This is a genomic window from Weissella uvarum (genome assembly GCF_016908785.1).
In the GTDB taxonomy this organism is placed as follows: Bacteria; Bacillota; Bacilli; order Lactobacillales; family Lactobacillaceae; genus Weissella; species Weissella uvarum.
The window spans coordinates 17577-39854 of record NZ_JAFBEO010000004.1 but is presented as its reverse complement, the minus strand read 5'-3'; the positions used below and the strand labels follow the sequence as shown (position 1 = coordinate 39854).

Here is a 22278-nt window from a genome sequence, read left to right as displayed (position 1 = left end):
CGTTTTTTATTGCAATTATTCATAAGCTAATGGCACATCGGGCAAATCAAAATGTTGATGCTTTAATTCTTGATGGCCCAGGCGTCCCAATTCATTAATGATTGGTTGAGCTGTTTCTGGTAAATTGTAGTGACGGTCAGGATGTGCTTGTAAGCTGTCGGCCAGCTTCGTTGCAATCAGAGGCGCCGCCTGTGGATCAGCTGCTAAGTCTTGCTTAGCCAAACGCGTAATCCGATAACTCTCGGGTTGGTCAACTAGAGTCAACTGTTGATATAATGCTTCAATTAGTTGTTGTATCTTGGCGTTTTTCCTTTGCTTCAATCCAAACATCAGGCTACCTCCTATGTATATTCCAGCGACCCTTCGGTCCTGCTCATCTAACTTTATGGTTAGTATACACGCTCATTTATATATGTCAAATATGTTACATTGTATCAATTACATTTCTCTTACATGTTGTGTGTAACATAAAAATTGATAAAATGGCGTGAAAGGCATTCTTATGCACTTCCCTCCGTGTTTTCTAAATCAGCAATCTTAAAATTAGCAAAAATTAAAGATTTATTAAATTTCATAGACTTGTCAGTTTTTATGGATGTCTTGATATTATTGAGCTAAACAAATGTTTTCATCCGTATAATCAGTATTTTCGTCTGTTTTTCGCTTTATGAAATTAAAAACAAATTAAATGTTTGACATTTTGTGCAAACCATCATATCATAAACACATTCATTAATTGCTCTGTAGTTCAGTTGGTAGAACGCCGCACTGTTAATGCGAGGGTCGCTGGTTCGAGTCCAGCTAGAGCAGTCCAAAAAGCTGATTAGCATATATTCAGTTATATGATTTAAACCCTGTCTTCTTAGGCAGGGCTTTTTTGCAAAGAAGGCCGCTTAACCCGTTATGATAACGCGCTAAGCGGCCTTCCTATTTGCGAATCTGCCATATATTTTGCCTACTAAAAACCAAGCATGAATTCACTAGTCGTTACGTTCTAGCTTAATCTTTTGGGGAGTTGCATCTTTCTTATTATTGTTCAAAACGTAGTCCACATCCTCATCTGATAGAGAATATGTCCCTTGATAGGGTCCTTCTTTAATCTTCATATTGTCATTATCATCCAATTGATAATGATACTTATGACCCTGAGTCTTGATATAATCTTTTGAAAATTCAGCACTTCCATTGGCTTTTCCATCAGTCTTTAGCGTCCAAGTGTATTTTTCTAAGACTTGCTGATCATCCATTTCATGCGGTGATGCCACAATTTTATATCCAACAAAAACGACAACAATTAAAATAAGCGCAATCAATCCATACTTCATTTTTTACTCATAACAATTCCTTTCGTTGGTGCCGAATCTATAGACCCATCTGACATTTCACATCATTTAGCTTGCACCTATATTGTAGCGCTCATTAACTTCAAATAAAATCCATATTCAATATTTAATCGTTTTAATTGAATTTATTTTATACAAAAAAGCGCTACTTCATGAAATAACATTTAATAATTTCGACAACAACTCCAGTAATAATTATCATTACAAAAGCTAGAAGCACGAAAAACATACACAAAAAACCACTCGCAATCAAACGAGTGGTTTTTACGGAGGCATTTTTACATGTCTCTATCTTTTGTACTCTAATGTTATCACACCTCAGAACCAGAGTTCAGTAGAGGCCTAAGGTCATCTAATGTATTAAATTTTTGAATTAAATTAATATGTAAGCTACTTACTCCAAACCAAAATACTTGTACAATCTGCTACCATCTTTCAAAGTACTGGTGTTTCAAGACAACTAAAACTCAACTAAGTGCTTAAGCCTACACCTCTGGCCAGCCAGTCAAAACGACTTTACCGACCATCTTGCCTGATTCCACATCGGCATGAGCTTTACGCATATTTTGAGCATTAATTGGTTGATAATGAATCTTATCAATTGGTTGAATTTTACCTGCATCGACGAGTTCGGCTAACGTATCCAAATTTTCATGCTGGGTGATCATCGCCTCTGTTTGGAAATAAGATTTACTGTATACCCATTCCCAGCTAAAAGTAGCTCGTTTCTTCGTTAATTTTTGTAAATCAATCAAGCGGCGGTTTTCGGTAGTAGCTGCAATTCGCCCATCAGGGCAAATCAATTCAGCAATTTCATCCCAATGTGCATCCAAGTTACCAAGGTTCAAAATATAATCAACATATTTTAAACCAAGTTCATGAACTTGTGGAACTAAATCTTCATGGTGATTGATGATCGCATCCGCACCCATTTTTTGCGCCCAAGCCTGCGAATCTGGTCGTGAAGCCGTAGCAATTACTTTCAAACCAGCTAATTTAGCTAATTGCACAGCCATCGAGCCAACGCCACCCGCACCATTAATAATCAGGATTGTCTTTCCGGTGTCGTTTGCGGGTTGCAATGCTAGCTGCTCAAACAATGCTTCATAAGCAGTAAGCCCAACAAGTGGCATAGCAGCTGCTTGATCATCAGTGAAAGCTTTCGGAGCATGCCCAACAATTCGCTCATCAACAGCTTGATATTGCGCATAACTACCGGAACGTCGGAAATCACCCGCATACCAAACGCGATCACCAACATTAAACAGTTCAGTATCTTGGCCAACTGCCACAACAATACCAACCGCATCCCATCCAATTACTTTGGGATGGGCCAATTTATTTTTGCGACCATTGCCACGTGTCTTTGTGTCCACTGGGTTAACTGACACCCCAGCCACTTTAACTAATAAATCATGTGCTTGTAGTTCAGGAGCTGCAATCTGAACATCTTCAAAGCTAGCCGGATCATCAACCGGTAAGTGTTGTGAAAATCCAACTGCTTGCATTTGTTTCGTCATGATCAATTCCTCCTATAGTTCCATCATAGTCGCTTGTACTCGGATGTGAAGACGTGAATTTAAAGACACTAGGTGCCTTTTGAGGCACCACCTGTTGGATTTCTCTCTCAACAGTTATCCTATTATAACATGACAAAACGCATACTTTTTTCAATAAAAAAAGCGCTCCGGAATCATTCCGAAACGCTTTGGGATAACGTATATCTACATCATCCGCAATCAAAATCAAATTACTTTGATTCTAATTCTGTCTTACCCTTGGCCCATTGTTGAATGTTAACCACTTCGGCAACACGACGAACTTTCTTAGCATCGCGGCCTACTGGTCGTTTACCGGCCCATGAGTTATATGGTGACTTAACTGCCATAGTTCATTTCCTCCATTTAATGTTATCGATAACTGTATTATTGTATCTAAATTTATACCTAAGGTCAAATTAATCCCTGCTTTCTCCACATTAATTTTGGAATTTGTGGATAAATAAGCCCCTTTTACACAACTTATCCACAGATTTTTCTATTTTGGGTATAAAAAAAGTGCCACAACTGCGACACTTTTCTTTAATTAAAATGGTAATTTATCAGCTAATTTTTGAATCCGTGGTCCAAAAATATCTTGCGCAATGTTACTCTTCAAAGCAGCAATACCATAGATAACAGCACCAACACCACCAGCAATTAAGATAATTAATAACTGCCATAGCTTACCATCTGGCAAGATTGCTGTTAATCCGGCTGTTAATAACATGGCAACAACATACATGATCAAACTCCAGAACATGATAATCTTTAAATCATGCATAAAGTCACGCCATTCAATATCGAAATCATGCGTCAACTTGCGAATACCAAAGAACAATCCGACCGCAAATGCGATGACGGTTGAAACCAAAGGTCCCATCCCATCCAATAACAAGACCGCTGGGAATTGTAGAATCAACTTCACAATGACAATCAAACCCAACATCTTAACTGTGTAACGCAATTGGTTAAGGCCTTGGTAAATTGCTAATACCACCATGTACAAACCTAAGACCACTGCTGTAAAGCTAGCATATTGCAACACTAATGTTCCATTGTGTGCATCGTTAGCTGTGTAGAACAACAAGTATAGTGGACGTGCCACTGATGCCATTCCCAACGCTGCTGGTACCAAGATAAAAGATAACAACTTAAATGCATACTTAATTTGATGACTAATGTTCTCACGTGAGCCAATTTCGCGAGCCCGAGCCAACATTGGCAAGGCGGTTTCCGCCATTCCAACTGCCAATGAAATCACTAACATAATCAATTTATTCGAATTCACCGCAAATTGCGCAAACATATTCGTAATTGCTAAATTAGAGAAATCCGTAAAGTGTTTCATAATATTCGCAAATGAATATTGGTCAATCAATTGCAAAATTGAGATGGCTGATCCGGCTAAAATAACTGGGATTGATTGCTTCACCATCGTCCGAATTAAGCTACCGGCATCAATTGGTTCAGTAGGAACTTGGGTTTTAGCTTCATGAGCAAAGAAATCACGTTTATACCAAATCGCTAGCGCTAACACAATGGTTCCAGCCAAAGCACCCCAGAAGGCGGCAAAGGTTGATTGCACTGTTGCATCAACCCAATTTCCATGGTGCCCAATCATAATCCAGTACGTGAGAGCCAACATGTAAAACACTCGAACAACTTGCTCCACAAATTGTGAAAGTGCTGAAGCACCCATGAATTCAAATCCCTGCATATAGCCACGCATCATGGCAAGCGCTGGGATAATCAGGACGGCCGGCGCCAATGAACGAATCACTCGGGCAACGTTAGGGTCGCCTTGACCAAGTGGCGTTGCAAATAGATATAAGACTGCTCCAGCCAGCACGCCCATCATGCCACCCAATAAGAGCGACTGTTTAAAGACTTGCTGAACACGATTGAATTCCTTTTTAGAAGCATACTCTGCAACTAGTCGAGCTAAAACATTCGGCAATCCCGCTGTGGCAACCATCAAAGCTAAACTATAAATTTGATAACCCTGACCATAGACCGCATTCGCTTGATTGGCGTAGGTATAACCCAACATTGCCATCCAAGGAATCACATACAGTGCTCCTAATAGTCGTGAGGCTAAACTACCTGCCGTCATCCAGAATGACCCACGCAGCATCCTTGAAGAAGTATCTTCATCTTCAGCGGCTTCTGCTGATTCAACCGCTGTTTCTGAGACATCCCCTTCTGGTTGTAGCACTTCGACACCCTCAGGTAGCTCAGCTTGATCCTCTTCAGCTTGCATCGCAACCTTTTCAGGATCCGTCTTTACTGCTGAATTTTGAATTGGAATAACAGTGGTCGAACCTAAGCCGCCCATTTGATCAACGAAACTAGCGCCAGCATAATAAGTTGGCGGCTCTGGACTAGTAAAACGCGGTGCAAATGTATCAGGATATTCTTTCGGTTCAATTGGCCGAATTTCATCAAACTCTGATTCCTTTGTTTCGTCCGATAGTTCAGGTGCTGATTCAGGCGTTTCTGAAACTTTACTCTGTGCTTGAGATTTTGGATCCTCATTTTGCTGATCATCCAGACTTACTGTTGCTTCCGGCGTTGGCCCGGTGGCCTTAAACGGATCCTCCATACCATGGATCTCAAAAGCACCTTGTTGATCAATTATTTCAGTGTCGTCTTTAATTTCAATTTTTTGAGGTTTAGCATCCTCAACCGGCGCTTCTGGTACTACTGTGTCAGCATTTGACTCATCAGCGGCAGAAGTAGGAAGGGCTTGTGATTCTAGGTTCTGATCTTGTGTTTTCGCTTGTTGATCGGTCGCTTCTAGATTTTGATCTTGCTCTGTCGCATCTTCTTTCATATTATCCTCTGGCGTATCGTTAGATGACTTATCACGATTAGCAAAGATATCTGCAAGGGTCACTTCCCCGTTTGATAATTGTTGTAATTCATCAAAAGTGAGATGCCCTCGAAAAGGATCTTCATGCTGCGTGTCTTGATTATCTTCAGCCATACGTCCCCGGTCTCCTTTCAGCTATGCTTAATGACACTACACAGACTCGAACTGTGATCTAAGACTTAGGAGGTCCTTGTTCTATCCAGTTGAACTATAGCGCCATAATTGTTCATAATGCCCATTCATCCACATTACAAACTATCATTATACTAAAGTTTAAACCAAATGTAGAGACGTTTACTAGATAAAACGCAAAATCCATTATGCGATAGCAAATTCCACAAAAAAAGCTACCCGACAAATCAGTCGGATAGCTTTTAAATTTCTATTTTAAACAACAATATTTACCAAACGACCAGGGACAGCAATGACCTTCTTAGGAGTTGCGCCATCCAATCGACTTTGAATTGTCTCATCTGCTAAGGCTAATTCAGTCATTTGATCCTTATCAGCATCTGCTGGAATCATAATGTTAGCACGAACCTTACCATTAATTTGTACTGCAATCTTGATTTCATCTTCGACCAAAGCATTTTCGTCATATGTTGGCCAAGTTGAATAATCAATGATTTCTTCAGGGTGAAGGTATGACCACAACTCTTCAGTCATGTGTGGTGCAACTGGGTTCAATAATTGTACGAAGCCGGCCATATACTCTGCTGGAATATTATCAACCTTGTAAGCTTCATTGATAAAAATCATCATTTGCGAAATCGCCGTATTGAAACGCAAATTCTCGTAATCATCTGTCACCTTTTTGACAGTCTCATTGTAAACCTTGTCTAACTTGTGATCATTATGTGTCGTGATACGATCACGCAACTTATCATCATCATCAATAAACAAACGCCAAACACGATCTAGCCAACGGCGTGAACCTGACAAACCTTCTTCAGACCAAGCAATTGATTGATCCAAAGGTCCCATGAACATTTCATACAAACGCAAAGTGTCCGCACCATATTGTTCAACAACATCATCTGGATTAACAACGTTACCCTTTGACTTTGACATCTTTTCATGGTTTTCACCAAGAATCATTCCTTGGTTAGCTAATTCTTGGAATGGTTCCTTAGTATCAACAACACCTAAGTCATAAAGCACCTTGTGCCAGAAACGTGCATAAAGCAAATGAAGCACCGCGTGTTCGGCTCCACCAATATACAAATCAACATTATGCCAATACTTAACCGCATCCTCAGATACTAGTTTGTCGTCATTATGTGGATCCATAAAGCGCAAGTAGTACCATGAAGAACCAGCCCATTGCGGCATCGTGTTCGTTTCACGCTTTCCTTTACGTCCATTTTCATCAACCACATTGACCCAGTCTTCAACATTCACCAATGGTGATTCTCCGGTTCCAGATGGCATGATGTTATCAATTTCAGGCAAGCGGAGTGGTAATTCATCTTCTGGAACTAGTGTTGTTTCGCCATCTTCCCAATGAATAACTGGAATTGGCTCACCCCAGTAACGTTGCCGTGAGAAAATCCAGTCACGCAAACGATAGTTCACGCGCTTCTCACCAACACCATTCTCAGTTAACCAATCAATCATCTTATCAATGGCTGTCTGCTTGTCCAAACCATCCAAGAAGCCAGAATTAATATGCTTTCCATCACCAGTATAAGCTTCTTGATCGATGTCTCCACCCTCAATAACTTGGATCATTGGCAAATCATACTTTTTAGCAAAGTCATAATCACGTTGGTCATGCGCTGGGACCGCCATAACAGCACCCGTACCGTATGATGATAAGACGTAATCACCAACCCAGATTGGAATTGGTTCGCCAGTAGCTGGATTCATTGCATAAGCACCGGTGAAGACACCAGACTTATCCTTATTCAAATCCGTCCGTTCCAAGTCAGACTTCGTTGCTAAGTCAGCCTTAAAGGCATCAACAGCAGCTTTTTGATCTGGAGTCACAATTTGGTCCACCAATTCATGTTCAGGTGCCAAAACAAGGTAAGTTGCCCCGAACAAAGTGTCTGCACGCGTTGTAAAGACTTCAACTTGTGCTTCTTGGTCCATCACTTGGAAGTTAACGGCCGCCCCAATTGAGCGACCAATCCAGTTCCGTTGTTGTTCCTTAATGGCCTCAGGCCAGTCTAGGTCATCCAAATCATCAATCAAACGGTCGGCATAAGCCGTAATCTTCAAAGCCCATTGACGCATTGGAACACGATAAACAGGATAACCACCACGTTCAGTCTTACCATCAATGATTTCTTCATTGGCAACAACAGTTCCACCATTATAATCAGGAGCCCAATTAACCATGATTTCATCTTCATAAGCTAGGCCCATCTTATAAAGTTGCTCAAAAATCCATTGAGTCCACTTATAATATTTTGGATCAGTTGTATTCACTTCACGCGACCAGTCATATGAAAGACCCAAGGACTTCATTTGCCGCCGGAAGTTATTTACATTCTTGTGCGTCACAGTCTTTGGATCTTCACCAGTCTTGATTGCATATTCTTCAGTTGGTAGTCCAAATGCGTCAAAACCCATTGGGTGCAAGACATTATAACCCTGCATCCGCTTCATACGTGACACAATGTCAGTTGCCGTATATCCTTCAGGATGGCCCACGTGTAGCCCTTGTCCTGATGGGAATGGGAACATATCTAGCGCATAGTATTTAGGCTTTGTATGATCCTCGCTTGTTTTAAACGTCTGGTGTTCATCCCAATAACGTTGCCATTTTTGTTCAATTTTTTTGTGTTGATATGCCATAGCTATTAACCTCACTTTAATGTTTTAACTCTATCAAAAAAGCCCCGTCATTTCAACGTTTTAAACCTACCAACACCGCATCAATGGACAAAAGCATCCCCCTAATTTTGGTCACTATTCAGAGTGTGCTAAAATGACAATGTCTAATTTAAAATAACTGTCAATTTAAAAGAGGAGGCGCACTCATGCGTTCCGTACAAAACATTTCACAAATGACGCTGGATGAATATTTAACAGTTGGTGATTTAACCATTGATGGCTCAATTAAGCATGGCGATATTACCCGTTTCTTAGCCAGCCGCGTCGGCGACACAGGTAAAGTCTTAGCTTTTTCCGATAATAAACACGATGTTGATCAAGTGGCCACATCACTATTCTTAAGTGGTTTAAACCAGCGTGTCGACCTCATTAGTAAAGACTTTTCTGCCATTATTAATTATCTTGATCCAACCCAACCAGTTGGCGCTGCATTATTCCAAATTGATGCTGATACTGACCAAACGGCGCTTTTATCCACGATTAAGCCCTTATTAATGGCTTTGAAAAAACAAGGAATGATTCTCTTGATTACAAACGATGCGACACCAATCCCCGAACTGACTGACTATGCTAAAAATCTGCCAGAGCAAGCATACGACGTAAAACAATTCCAAGACTTACAGTCTGGTGAGCAAGTTCTCTTACTTCAACGCCTATAAGGAGTCTTTGAATGCAATTATATTTCCTATGTACTGGCAATTCTTGCCGTAGTCAAATGGCTGAAGGTTTCGCAAAAGAATTAGCCCCCGCTGATTGGCGAATTGCTAGTGCTGGCACGCAACCCCATGGGATCAATCCACTCACCATCGAAAGTATGGCCGCAGTTGGAATCGATATCAGCCAACAGACTTCCGATTTAATTGATCCACAATTTTTGAATCAATCTGATTATGTCATAACCTTATGTGGAGATGCGCGTGATAACTGTCCTATGACACCACCCCATGTTCAACACTTACATTGGGATTTAACCGACCCTGCGCAAGTGACTGGAGATTTGGCAACCCGTCGCGCAGACTTTGTTCAAACTCGTGATACGATTCAACAATACGTCCAAGCGCTCGTCAACGAGTTACAAACAAAGACGTCTTAAACTAATTTAACTACAAAAAAACAGCTGACAAATTTGTCAGCTGTTTTATTTTTTACATTGGACCAGCACCAGAATCCATGATATTAAACAAAAAAGCATAATCACTAATCCAACGATGTGAAGTTGCGCCTTCGTTGGCATTGCGCAGTTGCTTTTCAGCTGTTTTAACCACATCTGGGTTAGTTTCATGCTGCTTTAAGTTCAAAAGATAGACTTGATTGATATCACCTAAAAGCTTCTGAACAATTGGAACCGGATTCCAACCAGCCTCGACGTCTTGATAACCTTGTAATAAATCCTTACGTAAATACGTATATTGTTCTTCATCTGGCAATCCATTATACAAATCTGTGAAAACACGCTTTAAATAGGCAACATAAGCTTCTGCTCGTTCAGACTCTTTAAGAAACATCATCAAACCGCCTTTCGATACTAAACTCAATCCAATTATTTGTTCGCTTGCGTTGGGGTTAAAACTGCCACTGTCTCAACATGAGCTGTTTGTGGGAATTGGTCCAGTGGTTGCACATCCCCGCTTAATTCAAAACCATGGTCCAACAAATAGCGAATATCCCGGGCCATCGTTTTAGGATTACATGAAATATAGACAAACCGCGCTGGATCCATCTCAATCACCGCATCAAGTAATTCCGGCGTCAATCCCGGGCGAGGTGGGTCAACAAAAATCACATCTGGCGTTAAGCCATCTGCCTTCCAAGCTTGCATTTGCGTTGGCGCATCGGCCGTCACAAATTTCGCATTTTCGATATGATTACGCGCCACATTCCGCTTAGCATCTTCGACGGCACGAGCAACAACTTCGACCCCCAGAACTTGCTTGACTTGATTAGCGACTGTTAAGCCGATTGTCCCAATCCCGGAATATGCATCAATTACCGTATCATCGGGTGTCAATTCAGCTTTCTGCGCCGCAAGAGCATACAGCACTTCGGTTGTCTGTGGATTCACCTGGTAAAAGGAATTAGGTCCAATCACAAATTCAACTCCTAAGAGCTGGTCATGAATGGCATCTTCTCCCCACAACAATCGATTATCTCCTGACATCATCAGATGTAGTTTGCGTGGATTGTGGTTTAGCATCACACTCTTAATTCCAGGTACGACCGCTGCAATTTCTTCTGCAATCTCCGCCTCGTCTTGCAAGGTTTCGGTTTGCGTGACCAGCACCACCATCACCTCGCCACTGTAATAACCACGGCGCACCATAATATAGCGCATCTCACCCAAGCCCGTTTCATCAGAAAAAATTGAAACATGGTGTGCATCCAAAATATCACGGACTTGACCAATCACCCGGTCGATCACCGGATCATTTACGTAATAATCATCTAACGGCACAATCGTATTGGCTGTTTGCCGTTTAATAAACCCTGTCACCAAATGCCCATTTTCATAGGCCATGGGTACAACAGTCTTATTGCGATAATGGCTTGGTTCTTCCATACCAATCGTTGGTGCAATCGTGGCTGATACGCCAGCATCCGCAAAAATCTTTTCAACTTGTTGTTGCTTTAACTTCAATTGGGCCGGATAAGCCAAGTTCAAATATGGCGCAATCCCCGTCTCAATAATATCTGGACGCCCCGCATCAATTCGATCCGGTGATGGATCAACAACTTCAACCAATTGCGCACGGGCAAATTTACGATTCACTTGCGTAATCTGGCAACGGACTGTTTCGCCAACAAAAGCATTATCCAAATGAATTGGGTAACCTTGATATTCCCCAATTGCTTGTCCACTATAAGCCACTTCATCAATTTTAATCGTGACAATTTCTCCCAATTTAACTGGGATATTTACTTTAGGTCTCATGCGTTCTACTCGTTTCACTCGTGTTTGTTACTTCTATTATAGCTTAACTATTCAAAAAAAGGCGCCCAAACCAGCGGGTGCCCCTTATTTTACATATTAAAGTATTCCTTCAATTCGTCGACCTTATCCAAACGCTCCCATGGTAGATCAAGTTCAGGACGACCAAAATGTCCATAAGCTGCAGTCTTCTCATAACGTGGCTCACGCAAATCCAAGTCATCGATAATTCCAGCTGGGCGCAATTCAAAGATATCACGAACAGCGGCAATCAAATCTGCATCTGGAACAACACCAGTTCCAAAAGTATTCACATCAATTGAAACCGGGGCGGCCACTCCAATTGCATAAGCAACTTGCAATTCAACTTGTTTAGCCAAACCTGCGGCAACAATGTTCTTGGCAATATGCCGTGTGGCATAGGCGGCTGAACGGTCCACCTTTGTCGCATCCTTTCCAGAGAAAGCACCACCACCGTGACGCGCATAACCCCCATATGTGTCGACAATAATCTTACGACCGGTCATACCAGCATCACCCTTAGGTCCACCAATCACAAAGCGGCCAGTTGGGTTAATGTAATAGCGCGTATCATTATCAACCATGTCTGCTGGCAAAATTGGATCAATCACATATTCTTTCACGTCGCGACGAAGTTGTTCCAAAGAAACATTTTCACGGTGTTGCGTTGATAGAACCACAGCATCGATACGAGTAGCACGACCTTGATCATCTAATTCAACTGTTACTTGAGCTTTGGCATCAGGCAATAAATAATCTAATTCGCCATTACGACGGACTTGCGCTTGTTGCTTAACCAACGCATGTGATAACACAACTGAGAGTGGCAAGTATTGGTCAGTTTCATCTGTGGCATAACCAAACATCAAACCTTGATCACCCGCTCCGATTTCGTCAAGCGGATCAACCCCACCATCTTCACGTTGTTCAATCGCTTGGTCGACACCTTGCGCAATGTCAGGTGATTGTTCATCAATGGTAATCCCAACATGGACATCATCAGCTAGGAAACCAGCATCGGGGTCGTCATAACCAATCCGAGTTAAAGTGTCGCGGACGATTTGGTTAATATTTACATAGGCACTCGTTGACATCTCACCAAATACATTTACGTAACCAGTGGTAACCGATGTTTCAATCGCTGTACGTGCATTAGGGTCTTGTGCCAAAACGGCATCTAAAATTGCATCTGAAATTTGATCTGATACTTTATCAGGATGTCCTTCTGAAACCGATTCAGAAGTAAATAAACGTTTTTCTGTCATAAATCATTGCCTCATTCTTTTAAAAATTGCGAAAAAAATAACTCTGAACACCGCACAGTAGGCAGCATATCAGAGTTAGAAATGCGCCTATCTGCTAGAAATTACCACAACACCGATTCCGGTAGCTGGTGTCAGATCAACGGGTCTAGTCCCTCCCTGAACTCTCGATAGGTTACGAGTTTATTTAATTCATGTCTTTTATCAATGTGACTATCTTAGCTTGTCCCATTTTGCTTGTCAAGCACACAAAAAGGAACCCGAATAAGTTTATCCGAGTTCCTTTTTGCAATGCGTTTGTGCATCGTTAAATTGTTTCTGTTTTAGGAGTAGGGTCTACAGTTTTTTTATAACTTGTAGATGTTAAGAGGTGGGCTCCTCTTAACAATTCTTATAGTAACTGTAGAAGCTTAAACCAAAGATAAAAAACTTAAAAAAATGAACAAATTAACTCAAAATGTCATTTTTCAACATTTTTCTTGCTCAATCAATTAGTCTAAAGCAGAAAAATCCATATCTAAACCAATTGCCTTTGCAACCCGCTTACCATAATCAGGATCTGCCTTATAGAATTGCGTTACTTCACGCTTCTTAATTTCATCTTCTTCAACATTTCCCAAACTTGCAGCAATGTTTGAAACTAAGCGTTCCCGCTCATCTTCTGACATAACATCACGATACAAGATACCTGGTTGCGTGTAGAAATCATCATCATATGTGACATATTGTCCCATCCGACCATTAACATCGTAGCCAGTATCCTTAACAGTTGGATCTTCCTTGATACCATCAAAGCTGTTTGGCTCATAGTTAATGTCACCAGTATTTTGGTTCAAGCCCATCACACCATCAGCTTGATGGTCATGTACGGCTGTCTTAGGCGCATTCACAGGAATTTGCGTAGAATTAGCACCAACACGGTAACGTTGCGCATCCGCATATGAGAACAAACGGCCTTGCAACATCTTATCAGGTGATGGTTCAATTCCAGGAACTAAGTTAGCAGGTGCGAAAGTTGATTCTTCCACATCTGTAAAGTAGTTTTCTGGATTCCGGTTCAAAGTCATTGTTCCAACTTCGTGCAATGGATAGTCATGTTGTGAAACAGTACGTGTCACATCAAAAATATTTTGCTTATAGTTCCAACCCTCTTCAAATGGAATTAATTGGACGTACATAGTCCATTCTGGGTAATCACCACTTTCAATTGAATTGTACAAGTCTTCAGTGGCTGAATCCGGATTTTCACCATCTAACTTTGTAGCCATGTCCGCGCTTAATGACTTTACACCAGCCTTTGGCTTAAAGTGGTACTTTACCCAAGTCCGTTCACCATCAGCATTAACCCACATAAAGGTATGGTTACCAAACCCATTCATATTCCGATATGTCGCAGGAATACCACGATCACCGAATAACATGGTTACCATATGCAATGATTCTGGTGAATGTGACCAGAAGTCCCACTTAGCACGGTCTGAATGCAAATGAGTCCGTGGATCACGCTTTTGTGTATGAATAAAGTCTGGGAACTTCTTGGCATCACGAATAAAGAAGACTGGTAGGCTAAGCCCAACAATGTCATAGTTTCCATCGTTCGTATAGAACTTTAGGGCGAAACCACGTGGGTCACGATCCGTATCTGAAGCCCCTGATTCACCAGCAACTGTTGAGAAACGGGCAAACATTTCAGTTTCCTTACCAACGCCATTAAACATATCTGCTTTGGTATAGTCAGACATATCATGGGTTAACTTAAATGTTCCAAAGGCACCAGCCCCTTTAGCGTGAACAACACGCTCTGGGATACGCTCACGCGCAAAGTGTGCTAACTTTTCTAGCAATTGGTAGTCTTGAATTAAAACTGGTCCGTTTTCTCCAGCAGTAATTGAATGTTGATTGTCACCGACGGGTGCTCCTTGAGCAGTCGTCAAGTGTTCTTTCTCTTCAGTCATTGATGTACACTCCTTCGTAATTAAACTAACGTTGTTACTAATACATTATAACATCTTATAATCAGATGACTAAACCATTATAAAACTATAAAAAAAGACCCCGGATGGGAGGCCAGGGTCTTTCCGCTAATCAGGTTTACACCGGGACTAACTTTTTACATATGTTGGGAGCATATATAAAATAGGAGTTAATTGTCGATGACTCGACAACTAATATGAGCAGTGTATGTTGCTATATAAGCATCAAAAGGTATCTCACCCTTTTGACGTAAACTATTATACGTTCGCTAGCTTAAGCCAACAATAAAATCGTTTTAATTTGTGAAATTTACTTTTTCAAATAGAAATAATATCGCTTATTAATAAGATTATGTAATATGAAAATGCTTTGTGAAAATTTAAAATGTTTTTATGCTTATTTTTGCCAAAAGATTTTAAATTGGTCTAACCCAGCCAATTTGGTCGCCTGTAAAACATCGAGCTTTGATTAAACCACTTCGCCTTGACTAACAAGTTAAATTACATTTTTCTCATAAATTGGTATAATGGACGATAGTAAATAAATCATTTAAAAATTTCACTTTTAAAAGAAGGTTCCACATGCACAATAAACTTAAATTAACATTGGCCGTTACCGCCACAACCTTAGCCGGTTTGCAGGTTAACGGGCAAGCGGATACAACTGCTTCAACTAGCAATCCACAACAAACACCAACAATTACCGAAGACGCTAACAGCCAAACCGCTAGCGAGAACCTAGCTGATAAACAAGCAGACTTACAATCTGCCCAAACTGTGGAAGCGCAAGCACAATCCGCTGTTGATGCTTCAGCTAACCCAACATCAGTTTCTGCATCACAAACCTCTGCAAGCGCTAATTCCACCTCAACTAGCGCTACTACTCAGGCATCAACTAGTGCCACTATCCAAAATAGTCAAAACAGCCTTGCTAGTTCCGAGAATACAGTCGCAAACACAACGACTAGTTCTTCTGACAGCCAAGCTACGTCATCAAGCACCATTGCCACCACTGACACAAGTGAGGCAGCCGCTAGTCAAACCACAACTGAGGTCCAAAATAAAACAACCGCTAAGGCCCAAACAGCAACCACAAAAAGCGTCAAGGCAACAACAACTAAGGCAGTTGCCCCAGCAGATGCTGATGGTCAAATCACCCAATTAATTGGCGATGAATCTGAATTGCCAACTACATTGACTGAGCCCAAGGATTTAGCCAATGGTACTGAATCTCGTAGTGGTGATTATTACGGTTGGTATGATGTCGACCAAACTCGTGATACATCTGCTAAACTAACGGTTCAAAACAACCGCCTCATTGCCAGCCAACAAAAAGAATTGGCTGAATACGCCCTTGAATTAATCAATAGTTTCCGTGCTTCACAAAACTTAGCCCCACTCGTGATGACTGATAAAATTTGGCAAGCTGTTAGCGATCGCGAACTTGCCTATCGTACAACCCACCAAGCAACCGTTGATCAACACACAACTTTTGTCGAATTGGGCTCAAATAATCAGTCTTACAATCCAACAAATCTCTTCATTGAATCTTCAAGTCAAAATCTAGGCTTCGGCTCTGCCACGACTATGTTGGAAGCCAAAATTGATATTCTCAATGCGTTGACTGCTATGGCTTATAAAGATGCTGATTCTAATAATGGTCACCGTCAAACAATGCTAACACCTTTCAAGAGTGACCAAGTCGCAATGCTGGTCCCATTCGTTGATTACGTTGGTAACCGTGGCGGTGCCTTCACTTGGGATTACTTAACTGATGTTATTGTTTTTGATAAGCGTGATTTAAACACCTTTGCATCTGTTTCTGATCAACGCGTAGCCCAAGAACTTGGTTTAGCAACAGCATCTGATACAACTACTCCAAATAGTGGTACCACAACTCCTTCAAATCAGACCAAACCTTCAACTGGTAATTCAACAGCATCAAGTCAAGTGACCGGCTCAACAGCTACCAAGCAAGGTAACCAAACAACGCAAAGTACTGGCACAACAGCCCCTAGCAATGCTGCAAAGTTAACTCAAACCCAAAAGGCTGCAGTGCCAACTTCAGCCACCAAGCAGATGACCACTCAAGCTAATCAAACACCTCAGTTAGAGCAATTGGCCTCTCCTGACACAGCTAACACTAGCTTAGGTGATTCAGCCGCCACAACATCTGCTGGCGTCCAATTACAACGAGCTAAAGAAAATACAGCAAAAGCTCAAGCCAACCTCGTCTTAGCACAAGCTCAAGCTGATGCTGCGCAACGCTTAAAGCAAAACGTTACTGCTCCTAAGACAAAGTCTGCGGCAACAGCATCAGAAAAAGCACCAGCTAACGCTACTAAGCAAGCCAATGAAACCTTACCAAATACTGGTTCTAATTCTGAACCTGCCAGTGTTTGGGCTGGAATCGGACTACTTTTGAGCACCTTAGGCTTTGGCATTTCACGTAAAAAGCGTCATTAAATAAAAAAGCACCGAAAATTTTTCGGTTGAAAAAAGCCCCATTAGTCAGAGAGATCTAACTAATGGGGTTTTCTATGTTTTCAAAAGCAACCACAACTAGCAGCAATAAAAATATATCTGTCTAGCTCCCAACCGGACAAATCCGATGGAGTACGACAATAATAAATGTATCAATACAAATAACTTTATAGCTAGGTAATACCTAATTAAGGTTTACATGTAGTTTATAACAAAAAAAGGAAGCACTTTATTAGTGCTTCCCTTTTTCAGTTAATCATCAAGACCAAAACTGGTTTTGACACGTGCTAATTCTTCTAAAATCTCTGCTTGGTTTTCCTCTGGAATATACCAATAACTATTCTTTGGCAGTTTCAATCGATTATGAATTTTTCTTTCTAAAATCGGATAGAAATCTTTGAACTTCATGTAGGTGAGTCCGGCTGAGTCGCTCCCCGTTTCTACATACAAAACTAATTCATCATCATCGACCATTCGTGGAAAATCAAAATCGACATCTTCAACTTCTTCTTCTAAAAAAGCCTTTAAGATGATGGATGTATTATCACTATTCATTAAGCTTCTTGATATCAATATCCCCAATAATCTTAATATATTATTAGTAGAATGTAAAAAAGCACCTAGTTCCTCATCACACTGTTTTTTCTTATCCTCCAATTTTTGTATGACGAAATATTCCATCGCTCAACTTCCTTTCATCATTCTTACTATTATTAGTAGCTTACAACAGGAAATACCGTCTCAACTATACCTTTTCAGCCACACTAGCATATTATTTTTTATGGAAAGTTTGAAACGCAGCTTGCTATTCTAACAACATCCTATCTTTTAAGTTTAATCATCCAGACCGAAGCTTGTTTTTACTTCAGCTAATTCTTCTAAAATCTCGACTTGTTCTTCTTTTGGAATATCCCGGTAACTATTATTTTGCAGTTTCAATCGATTATGAATTTTTCTTTCTAAAATCGGATAAAAATCTTTGAACTTCATGTAAGCGAGTATGGCTGAGTCGCACCCCGTTACTTCATACAAAACTAATTCATCATCATCGACCATTCGTGGAAAATCAAAATCACCATCTTCTACTTCTTCTTCTAAATAACCCTTTAAGATGATTGATGTCAAATCAATATTATGTAATCCTCTTACGATTAACATTTCCATTAAAGACAACATTCTGCTAGTTGTATATACAAAATCATTTAGCTCTCTATCAAACTCTTGTTTTTTATCCCCTAGTTTTTGTATTACGAAATACTCCATCCCTTAACTTCCTTTTTTTGTTGGAAAGAATGTAAAAATAAATACTGCAATTTGTACAAGTGGCACAAAATCACCTAACGTCCACCAAGGATTAAATCCAGCATCACGTAAACGACGATTTAAACTACTGATATAAGCAACAGTATAAGCAATAATCATCACCCAAGTAATCGCCATAATCATCACATCAATTGATCCTTCATCTGCATCGTAGTAACCACCCATAAATCCAAGAATATATGAAATTGCATAATAAGCTACACCGACCAAGAGGGCATTCACAGTAAATCCCACAAAAAAGCTCAAACGACCCTGTTTTGAGCGATAATCAAACATCTGTTTCCAATAGTCCAATACTGCATTCAAAAACTTCAAGACTCTTCCTCCTAAAAAACACATCCGCTTACCTTACGTGAACTTCGAATATATACAAATCTAACGCTATCAAACAAACATTGACTAATCAAATTTTATATTTAAAAGCATTTTAAAATATTGCAAATCACACGTTTTTTTAAAGAAACTAACGAGAGATTAAATAAACAAAATAACTTTCAAAAAATGTTAACGAACAAATACACTGTGTTTCGCTATTTACATTAGGCTATCCAACAAGCAATACCCAACATAATTGATTCAGTTGACAAAAGTGAAGCTATCAATTTGTCAATATTATCAAAGTAACTGATTTTTGATTAAATCCATAAAATAAAAACCCACAGGCAAATTTGCTTGTGGGTTTTAGTTTGTACACTTTTATTATCAATGACATTATCTTTAACATTCAAATCTTCGTAAGCTTAATCCATTGAATTAAAGCAAAACGGCTATGTCGAACCGCTTGAAGAATGTGGCACATGGGTTTTATCTCATCAAGATAGTCCGTTATCTCATATAAAATAATGTCGATTACTTTTTTGATCAACGCATGCTTAGTTCAAAAATGACTGTCGGCTTTTTAATGTGGTTTTTTAACAAAATCATCAGCGACATTTTCTTCGTCATTCTTTGATAACACCCGATTATGGCGATAACGGAAATATTGCTCCGAAACTAATTGCGAAACGACATATCCCATTGCAATCGCGCCCCCAATCATTAAGACTTGGAAGATTTTCTCATTTGCTTTCACAACATTGCCACTCATAATCATAACCAGTGCTTGATAGGCCGAGGCTCCTGGTACCAATGGCACCAAGCCAGGAATATTAAAAATAGTGCTGGGAATGCGCTTCCGCTGTGATAAAACTAAACCAATTAAACCAACTGTTAACCCACCAAAAAAATTGGCAAAAATATCACTAAGGTTAGCTTGAACAGCAAACCAATATACCATCCAACCCATAGCACCAGATATACCTGCTGCATTCAAAGCCTTACGCGGAACATTGATGAACAGACCAAAGGAAACGGTGGCTAAATAACTAAAAACTAATTGAATTAATGCATTAAATAACATCTACACGTCCTCCTTTAATCTTAAACATAATGTAGCAAAGTTCCAATCGCACAGGCGATGGCAAACACAGTTAACGTTGCTTCAAAGCCACGTTCAATTCCCGCTAAGAGATTTCCTTCAATTAAATCACGAAGGGCATTCGTAATCGGTACACCTGGTACCAACGGCATCACCGCCCCAATCAAGACATTATCAATGTTATGGCCGAGCCCTAAGCGCACCCCTAAGATACCAACTAAGCCCAGTGCTAACGCGCCCATAAATTCTTGCACAAACCGAATCCGCGAAATCTGTCCTAAGCGATCTGATACCAAATATCCGGTCGCGGCAGCCAACATCGTCAATGGCATATCGACCCACGCATGCGTCTGGGTGAAAATGATCATCAAGAACATCCCTTCAAAGCCCGCTCCAAGCACACGTAACCAGAGGGGAAAATTTGGTAACTCACGATCGAGGCGCTTTAAACGTTGCCGTAATTGATCTAAATCAATTGTGCCATCGGTAAACTTACGAGACAGTTCATTAACGATATTAATTTTCTCCATATCAATGCCCCGCCGGTTAATCTGGCTAAAACGCGTATTTTCATCCGCGTCCATCGTTACCAAAACTCCCGTAATTGTCGCAAAAATTTGGCTATCATTATTGCTAGCTTTCCGCACGATGCGACGCATGGTGTCTTCAACACGGTAAATTTCCGAACCACCTTCTACCATGATTCGTCCCGCTAATAAACATGTTTCAATAATTTTATTTTGATCAACTGCCATCTTCATCTACCCATTTATCTTTTTATTATCAATTAAACTATCGCCATATCATTTGGCTGTATTGCATTAAATTATATCTAAAATAATAGTTAACGCCTAATCATACCATGTCATTGTAAGCAATTCATAACACTTTCCATTTTATTTTTAAAACGATTCACCATTGAACCTCACGCAGTTTGCAGTTCACAAACAATTGCGCTATTCTATTAAAGGCGCAGCCAAGTTTGGCTGTGATTTTTTTATTTTAAGGAGTAATTCTGTGGACTTTTTCAAACTTAAAAATAACGGAACCACCGTTAAAGCAGAAGTATTAGCCGGCTTTACGACTTTTATTTCTATGTCTTATATTCTATTTGTTCAACCCGAAATGCTAGCACAAGCCGGCATGGATAAAGGAGCTGTCTTCACTGCCACCGCTCTGGTTTCAATTTTCGGTACTTTAATGATGGCTCTCATCGCTAATATGCCAATTGCCATTTCAACGGGAATGGGCATTAATTCCGCCTTTGTTTTTTCTGTGATTTTACAACAAGGCTACTCATTCCAAGCCGCTTTAAGTGCCATGCTCTTAGCTGGCTTGCTTTACTTAGTCGTTGTGATCACACCCGTACGTGACTGGATTTTAAATATCTTCCCAGATGATTTAAAATCAGCAATTAGCGCCGGTATCGGACTTTTGATTGCGACAATCGGCTTAACTGGAAGTGGCATCATCGTTGCCGATAAAGCAACGTTTACAACCCTAGGCAATCTAATGGCACCTCAAGCCTTATTAACAATTGCGGGTATCTTAATCACTCTCGCTTTATATTACTACCGTGTCCCTGGCGCCATTTTTCTTGGCATGTTAGCCACAACCTTAATTGGTTTTGTTACTGGGCTGGTCCATGCCCCCAGCCAAATCGTCTCAACCGTCCCAAGTGTTAAGCCCACTTTTGGGGTTGCCTTTACCCATCTATCAGATGTATTAAATTGGCAAATCATTCCAATTGTCCTGACTTTCTTCTTGGTTGCTTTCTTTGATACCACCGGTACCATCTTAGGAGTGCAAAAACAGATGCACACCAACCGCGACACGAACAAATCTTTGATTGCGAGTGCATTAGGTAACATTAGTGCTGCTATTTTTGGTACTTCTCCGGCGACTGCCTTTGTTGAATCAAATGCCGGCGTCTCTGCAGGTGGTCGAACAGGTTTGACTTCAGTGGTTGTGGCTATTTTATTTGCCTTGTCATTATTCTTTTCACCTCTTTTGACTGTGATTACACCTCAGATTACAGCTAGTGCCTTGATTGTTGTAGGCGTATTAATGCTTGGCAATTTAAAGGAGATTGATTGGAGTAATTTCAAAATTGCTGCATCAGCTTTCTTGATTGTGCTCGGCATGCCCTTAACCCATTCCATCAGTGATGGTATTTTATTAGGTGGTGTAACTTACATCGTTCTAACTGCCATGGACTGGATTAAAAATAAAATTACAAAATAATAAAAAAGCCAACGGTAACTCCGCTGGCTTT

Annotated in this window: 19 protein-coding genes and 2 tRNA genes; 5 read left to right on the top strand and 16 right to left on the bottom strand. The window is 40.5% G+C overall.

Annotated elements, in window-relative coordinates:
- Positions 1-15: 15 nt before the first annotated feature.
- Positions 16-330 (bottom strand): hypothetical protein, encoded by a 315-nt coding sequence (locus JOC36_RS05875; RefSeq protein ID WP_205145575.1) that lies wholly within the window; start codon positions 328-330, stop codon positions 16-18.
- 407 nt (positions 331-737) lie between these two features.
- Between JOC36_RS05875 and JOC36_RS05870 the strand changes: the two genes are divergently transcribed.
- Positions 738-810 (top strand) — tRNA-Asn (locus JOC36_RS05870).
- Positions 811-980: 170 nt separating this feature from the next.
- Here the strand turns inward: JOC36_RS05870 and JOC36_RS05865 are convergent.
- The 6 genes from JOC36_RS05865 to leuS all read right to left on the bottom strand — a co-directional run bounded on the left by JOC36_RS05865 (position 981) and on the right by leuS (position 8558).
- On the bottom strand, positions 981-1325 hold the full coding sequence (locus JOC36_RS05865) for a hypothetical protein (RefSeq protein ID WP_205145574.1): 345 nt from the start codon (positions 1323-1325) through the stop codon (positions 981-983).
- Between the two features lie 503 nt (positions 1326-1828).
- The gene (locus JOC36_RS05860; protein WP_205145660.1) at positions 1829-2851 is read right to left on the bottom strand and encodes a zinc-binding alcohol dehydrogenase family protein; all 1023 of its coding nucleotides are present in this window, start codon (positions 2849-2851) and stop codon (positions 1829-1831) included.
- Between the two features lie 242 nt (positions 2852-3093).
- Positions 3094-3231 (bottom strand): hypothetical protein, encoded by a 138-nt coding sequence (locus JOC36_RS05855; protein WP_205145573.1) that lies wholly within the window; start codon positions 3229-3231, stop codon positions 3094-3096.
- 197 nt (positions 3232-3428) lie between these two features.
- A complete protein-coding gene (locus tag JOC36_RS05850; RefSeq protein WP_239517551.1) occupies positions 3429-5870 on the bottom strand; it encodes a polysaccharide biosynthesis protein in 2442 nt (813 codons plus the stop codon).
- Positions 5871-5901: 31 nt separating this feature from the next.
- A tRNA-Arg gene (locus JOC36_RS05845) sits at positions 5902-5974 on the bottom strand.
- Between the two features lie 169 nt (positions 5975-6143).
- The gene (leuS, locus tag JOC36_RS05840) at positions 6144-8558 is read right to left on the bottom strand and encodes a leucine--tRNA ligase (protein WP_205145572.1); all 2415 of its coding nucleotides are present in this window, start codon (positions 8556-8558) and stop codon (positions 6144-6146) included.
- Between the two features lie 185 nt (positions 8559-8743).
- On the opposite strand from leuS, the gene JOC36_RS05835 reads away from it, so the two are divergent.
- Positions 8744-9256 carry an rRNA methyltransferase gene (locus JOC36_RS05835; protein WP_205145571.1) on the top strand — a complete coding sequence of 171 codons (513 nt, stop codon included), beginning with the start codon at positions 8744-8746 and terminating at the stop codon, positions 9254-9256.
- A gap of 11 nt (positions 9257-9267) precedes the next feature.
- Complete coding sequence (gene arsC / locus JOC36_RS05830) at positions 9268-9690, top strand: arsenate reductase (thioredoxin) (protein ID WP_205145570.1); 423 nt, start codon at positions 9268-9270, stop codon at positions 9688-9690.
- A gap of 52 nt (positions 9691-9742) precedes the next feature.
- Here arsC and JOC36_RS05825 read toward each other — a convergent pair whose 3' ends face one another.
- From JOC36_RS05825 to JOC36_RS05810, 4 genes are all read right to left on the bottom strand, one after another.
- Positions 9743-10102: a hypothetical protein gene (locus tag JOC36_RS05825; RefSeq protein WP_205145569.1), complete on the bottom strand. Its 360-nt coding sequence runs from the start codon at positions 10100-10102 to the stop codon at positions 9743-9745.
- A 35-nt stretch (positions 10103-10137) separates the two neighbouring features.
- The gene (rlmD, locus tag JOC36_RS05820) at positions 10138-11526 is read right to left on the bottom strand and encodes a 23S rRNA (uracil(1939)-C(5))-methyltransferase RlmD (protein WP_205145568.1); all 1389 of its coding nucleotides are present in this window, start codon (positions 11524-11526) and stop codon (positions 10138-10140) included.
- Between the two features lie 89 nt (positions 11527-11615).
- Positions 11616-12809, bottom strand: a complete 1194-nt coding sequence (gene metK, locus JOC36_RS05815; RefSeq protein WP_205145567.1) for a methionine adenosyltransferase — start codon at positions 12807-12809, stop codon at positions 11616-11618.
- A gap of 488 nt (positions 12810-13297) precedes the next feature.
- Entirely contained in the window at positions 13298-14761 is a 1464-nt protein-coding gene (locus tag JOC36_RS05810; RefSeq protein ID WP_205145566.1) for a catalase, read from the bottom strand.
- A 600-nt stretch (positions 14762-15361) separates the two neighbouring features.
- Here JOC36_RS05810 and JOC36_RS05805 point away from each other — a divergent pair.
- Positions 15362-17245, top strand: coding sequence for an LPXTG cell wall anchor domain-containing protein (locus tag JOC36_RS05805; protein WP_205145565.1), 1884 nt, complete (start codon positions 15362-15364; stop codon positions 17243-17245).
- Between the two features lie 270 nt (positions 17246-17515).
- Here JOC36_RS05805 and JOC36_RS05800 read toward each other — a convergent pair whose 3' ends face one another.
- The 5 genes from JOC36_RS05800 to JOC36_RS05780 form a co-directional block, all read right to left on the bottom strand.
- On the bottom strand, positions 17516-17944 hold the full coding sequence (locus tag JOC36_RS05800) for a hypothetical protein (protein ID WP_205145564.1): 429 nt from the start codon (positions 17942-17944) through the stop codon (positions 17516-17518).
- 153 nt (positions 17945-18097) lie between these two features.
- Positions 18098-18526: a hypothetical protein gene (locus tag JOC36_RS05795; protein ID WP_205145563.1), complete on the bottom strand. Its 429-nt coding sequence runs from the start codon at positions 18524-18526 to the stop codon at positions 18098-18100.
- A 3-nt stretch (positions 18527-18529) separates the two neighbouring features.
- The gene (locus JOC36_RS05790) at positions 18530-18901 is read right to left on the bottom strand and encodes a DUF805 domain-containing protein (protein ID WP_205145562.1); all 372 of its coding nucleotides are present in this window, start codon (positions 18899-18901) and stop codon (positions 18530-18532) included.
- 583 nt (positions 18902-19484) lie between these two features.
- The gene (locus JOC36_RS05785) at positions 19485-19985 is read right to left on the bottom strand and encodes a threonine/serine exporter family protein (protein WP_239517550.1); all 501 of its coding nucleotides are present in this window, start codon (positions 19983-19985) and stop codon (positions 19485-19487) included.
- A 20-nt stretch (positions 19986-20005) separates the two neighbouring features.
- Positions 20006-20764, bottom strand: coding sequence for a threonine/serine exporter family protein (locus JOC36_RS05780; RefSeq protein ID WP_205145561.1), 759 nt, complete (start codon positions 20762-20764; stop codon positions 20006-20008).
- A 256-nt stretch (positions 20765-21020) separates the two neighbouring features.
- Here JOC36_RS05780 and JOC36_RS05775 point away from each other — a divergent pair, with 256 nt between their 5' ends.
- Positions 21021-22247, top strand: coding sequence for a solute carrier family 23 protein (locus JOC36_RS05775; protein WP_205145560.1), 1227 nt, complete (start codon positions 21021-21023; stop codon positions 22245-22247).
- Positions 22248-22278: the final 31 nt, after the last annotated feature.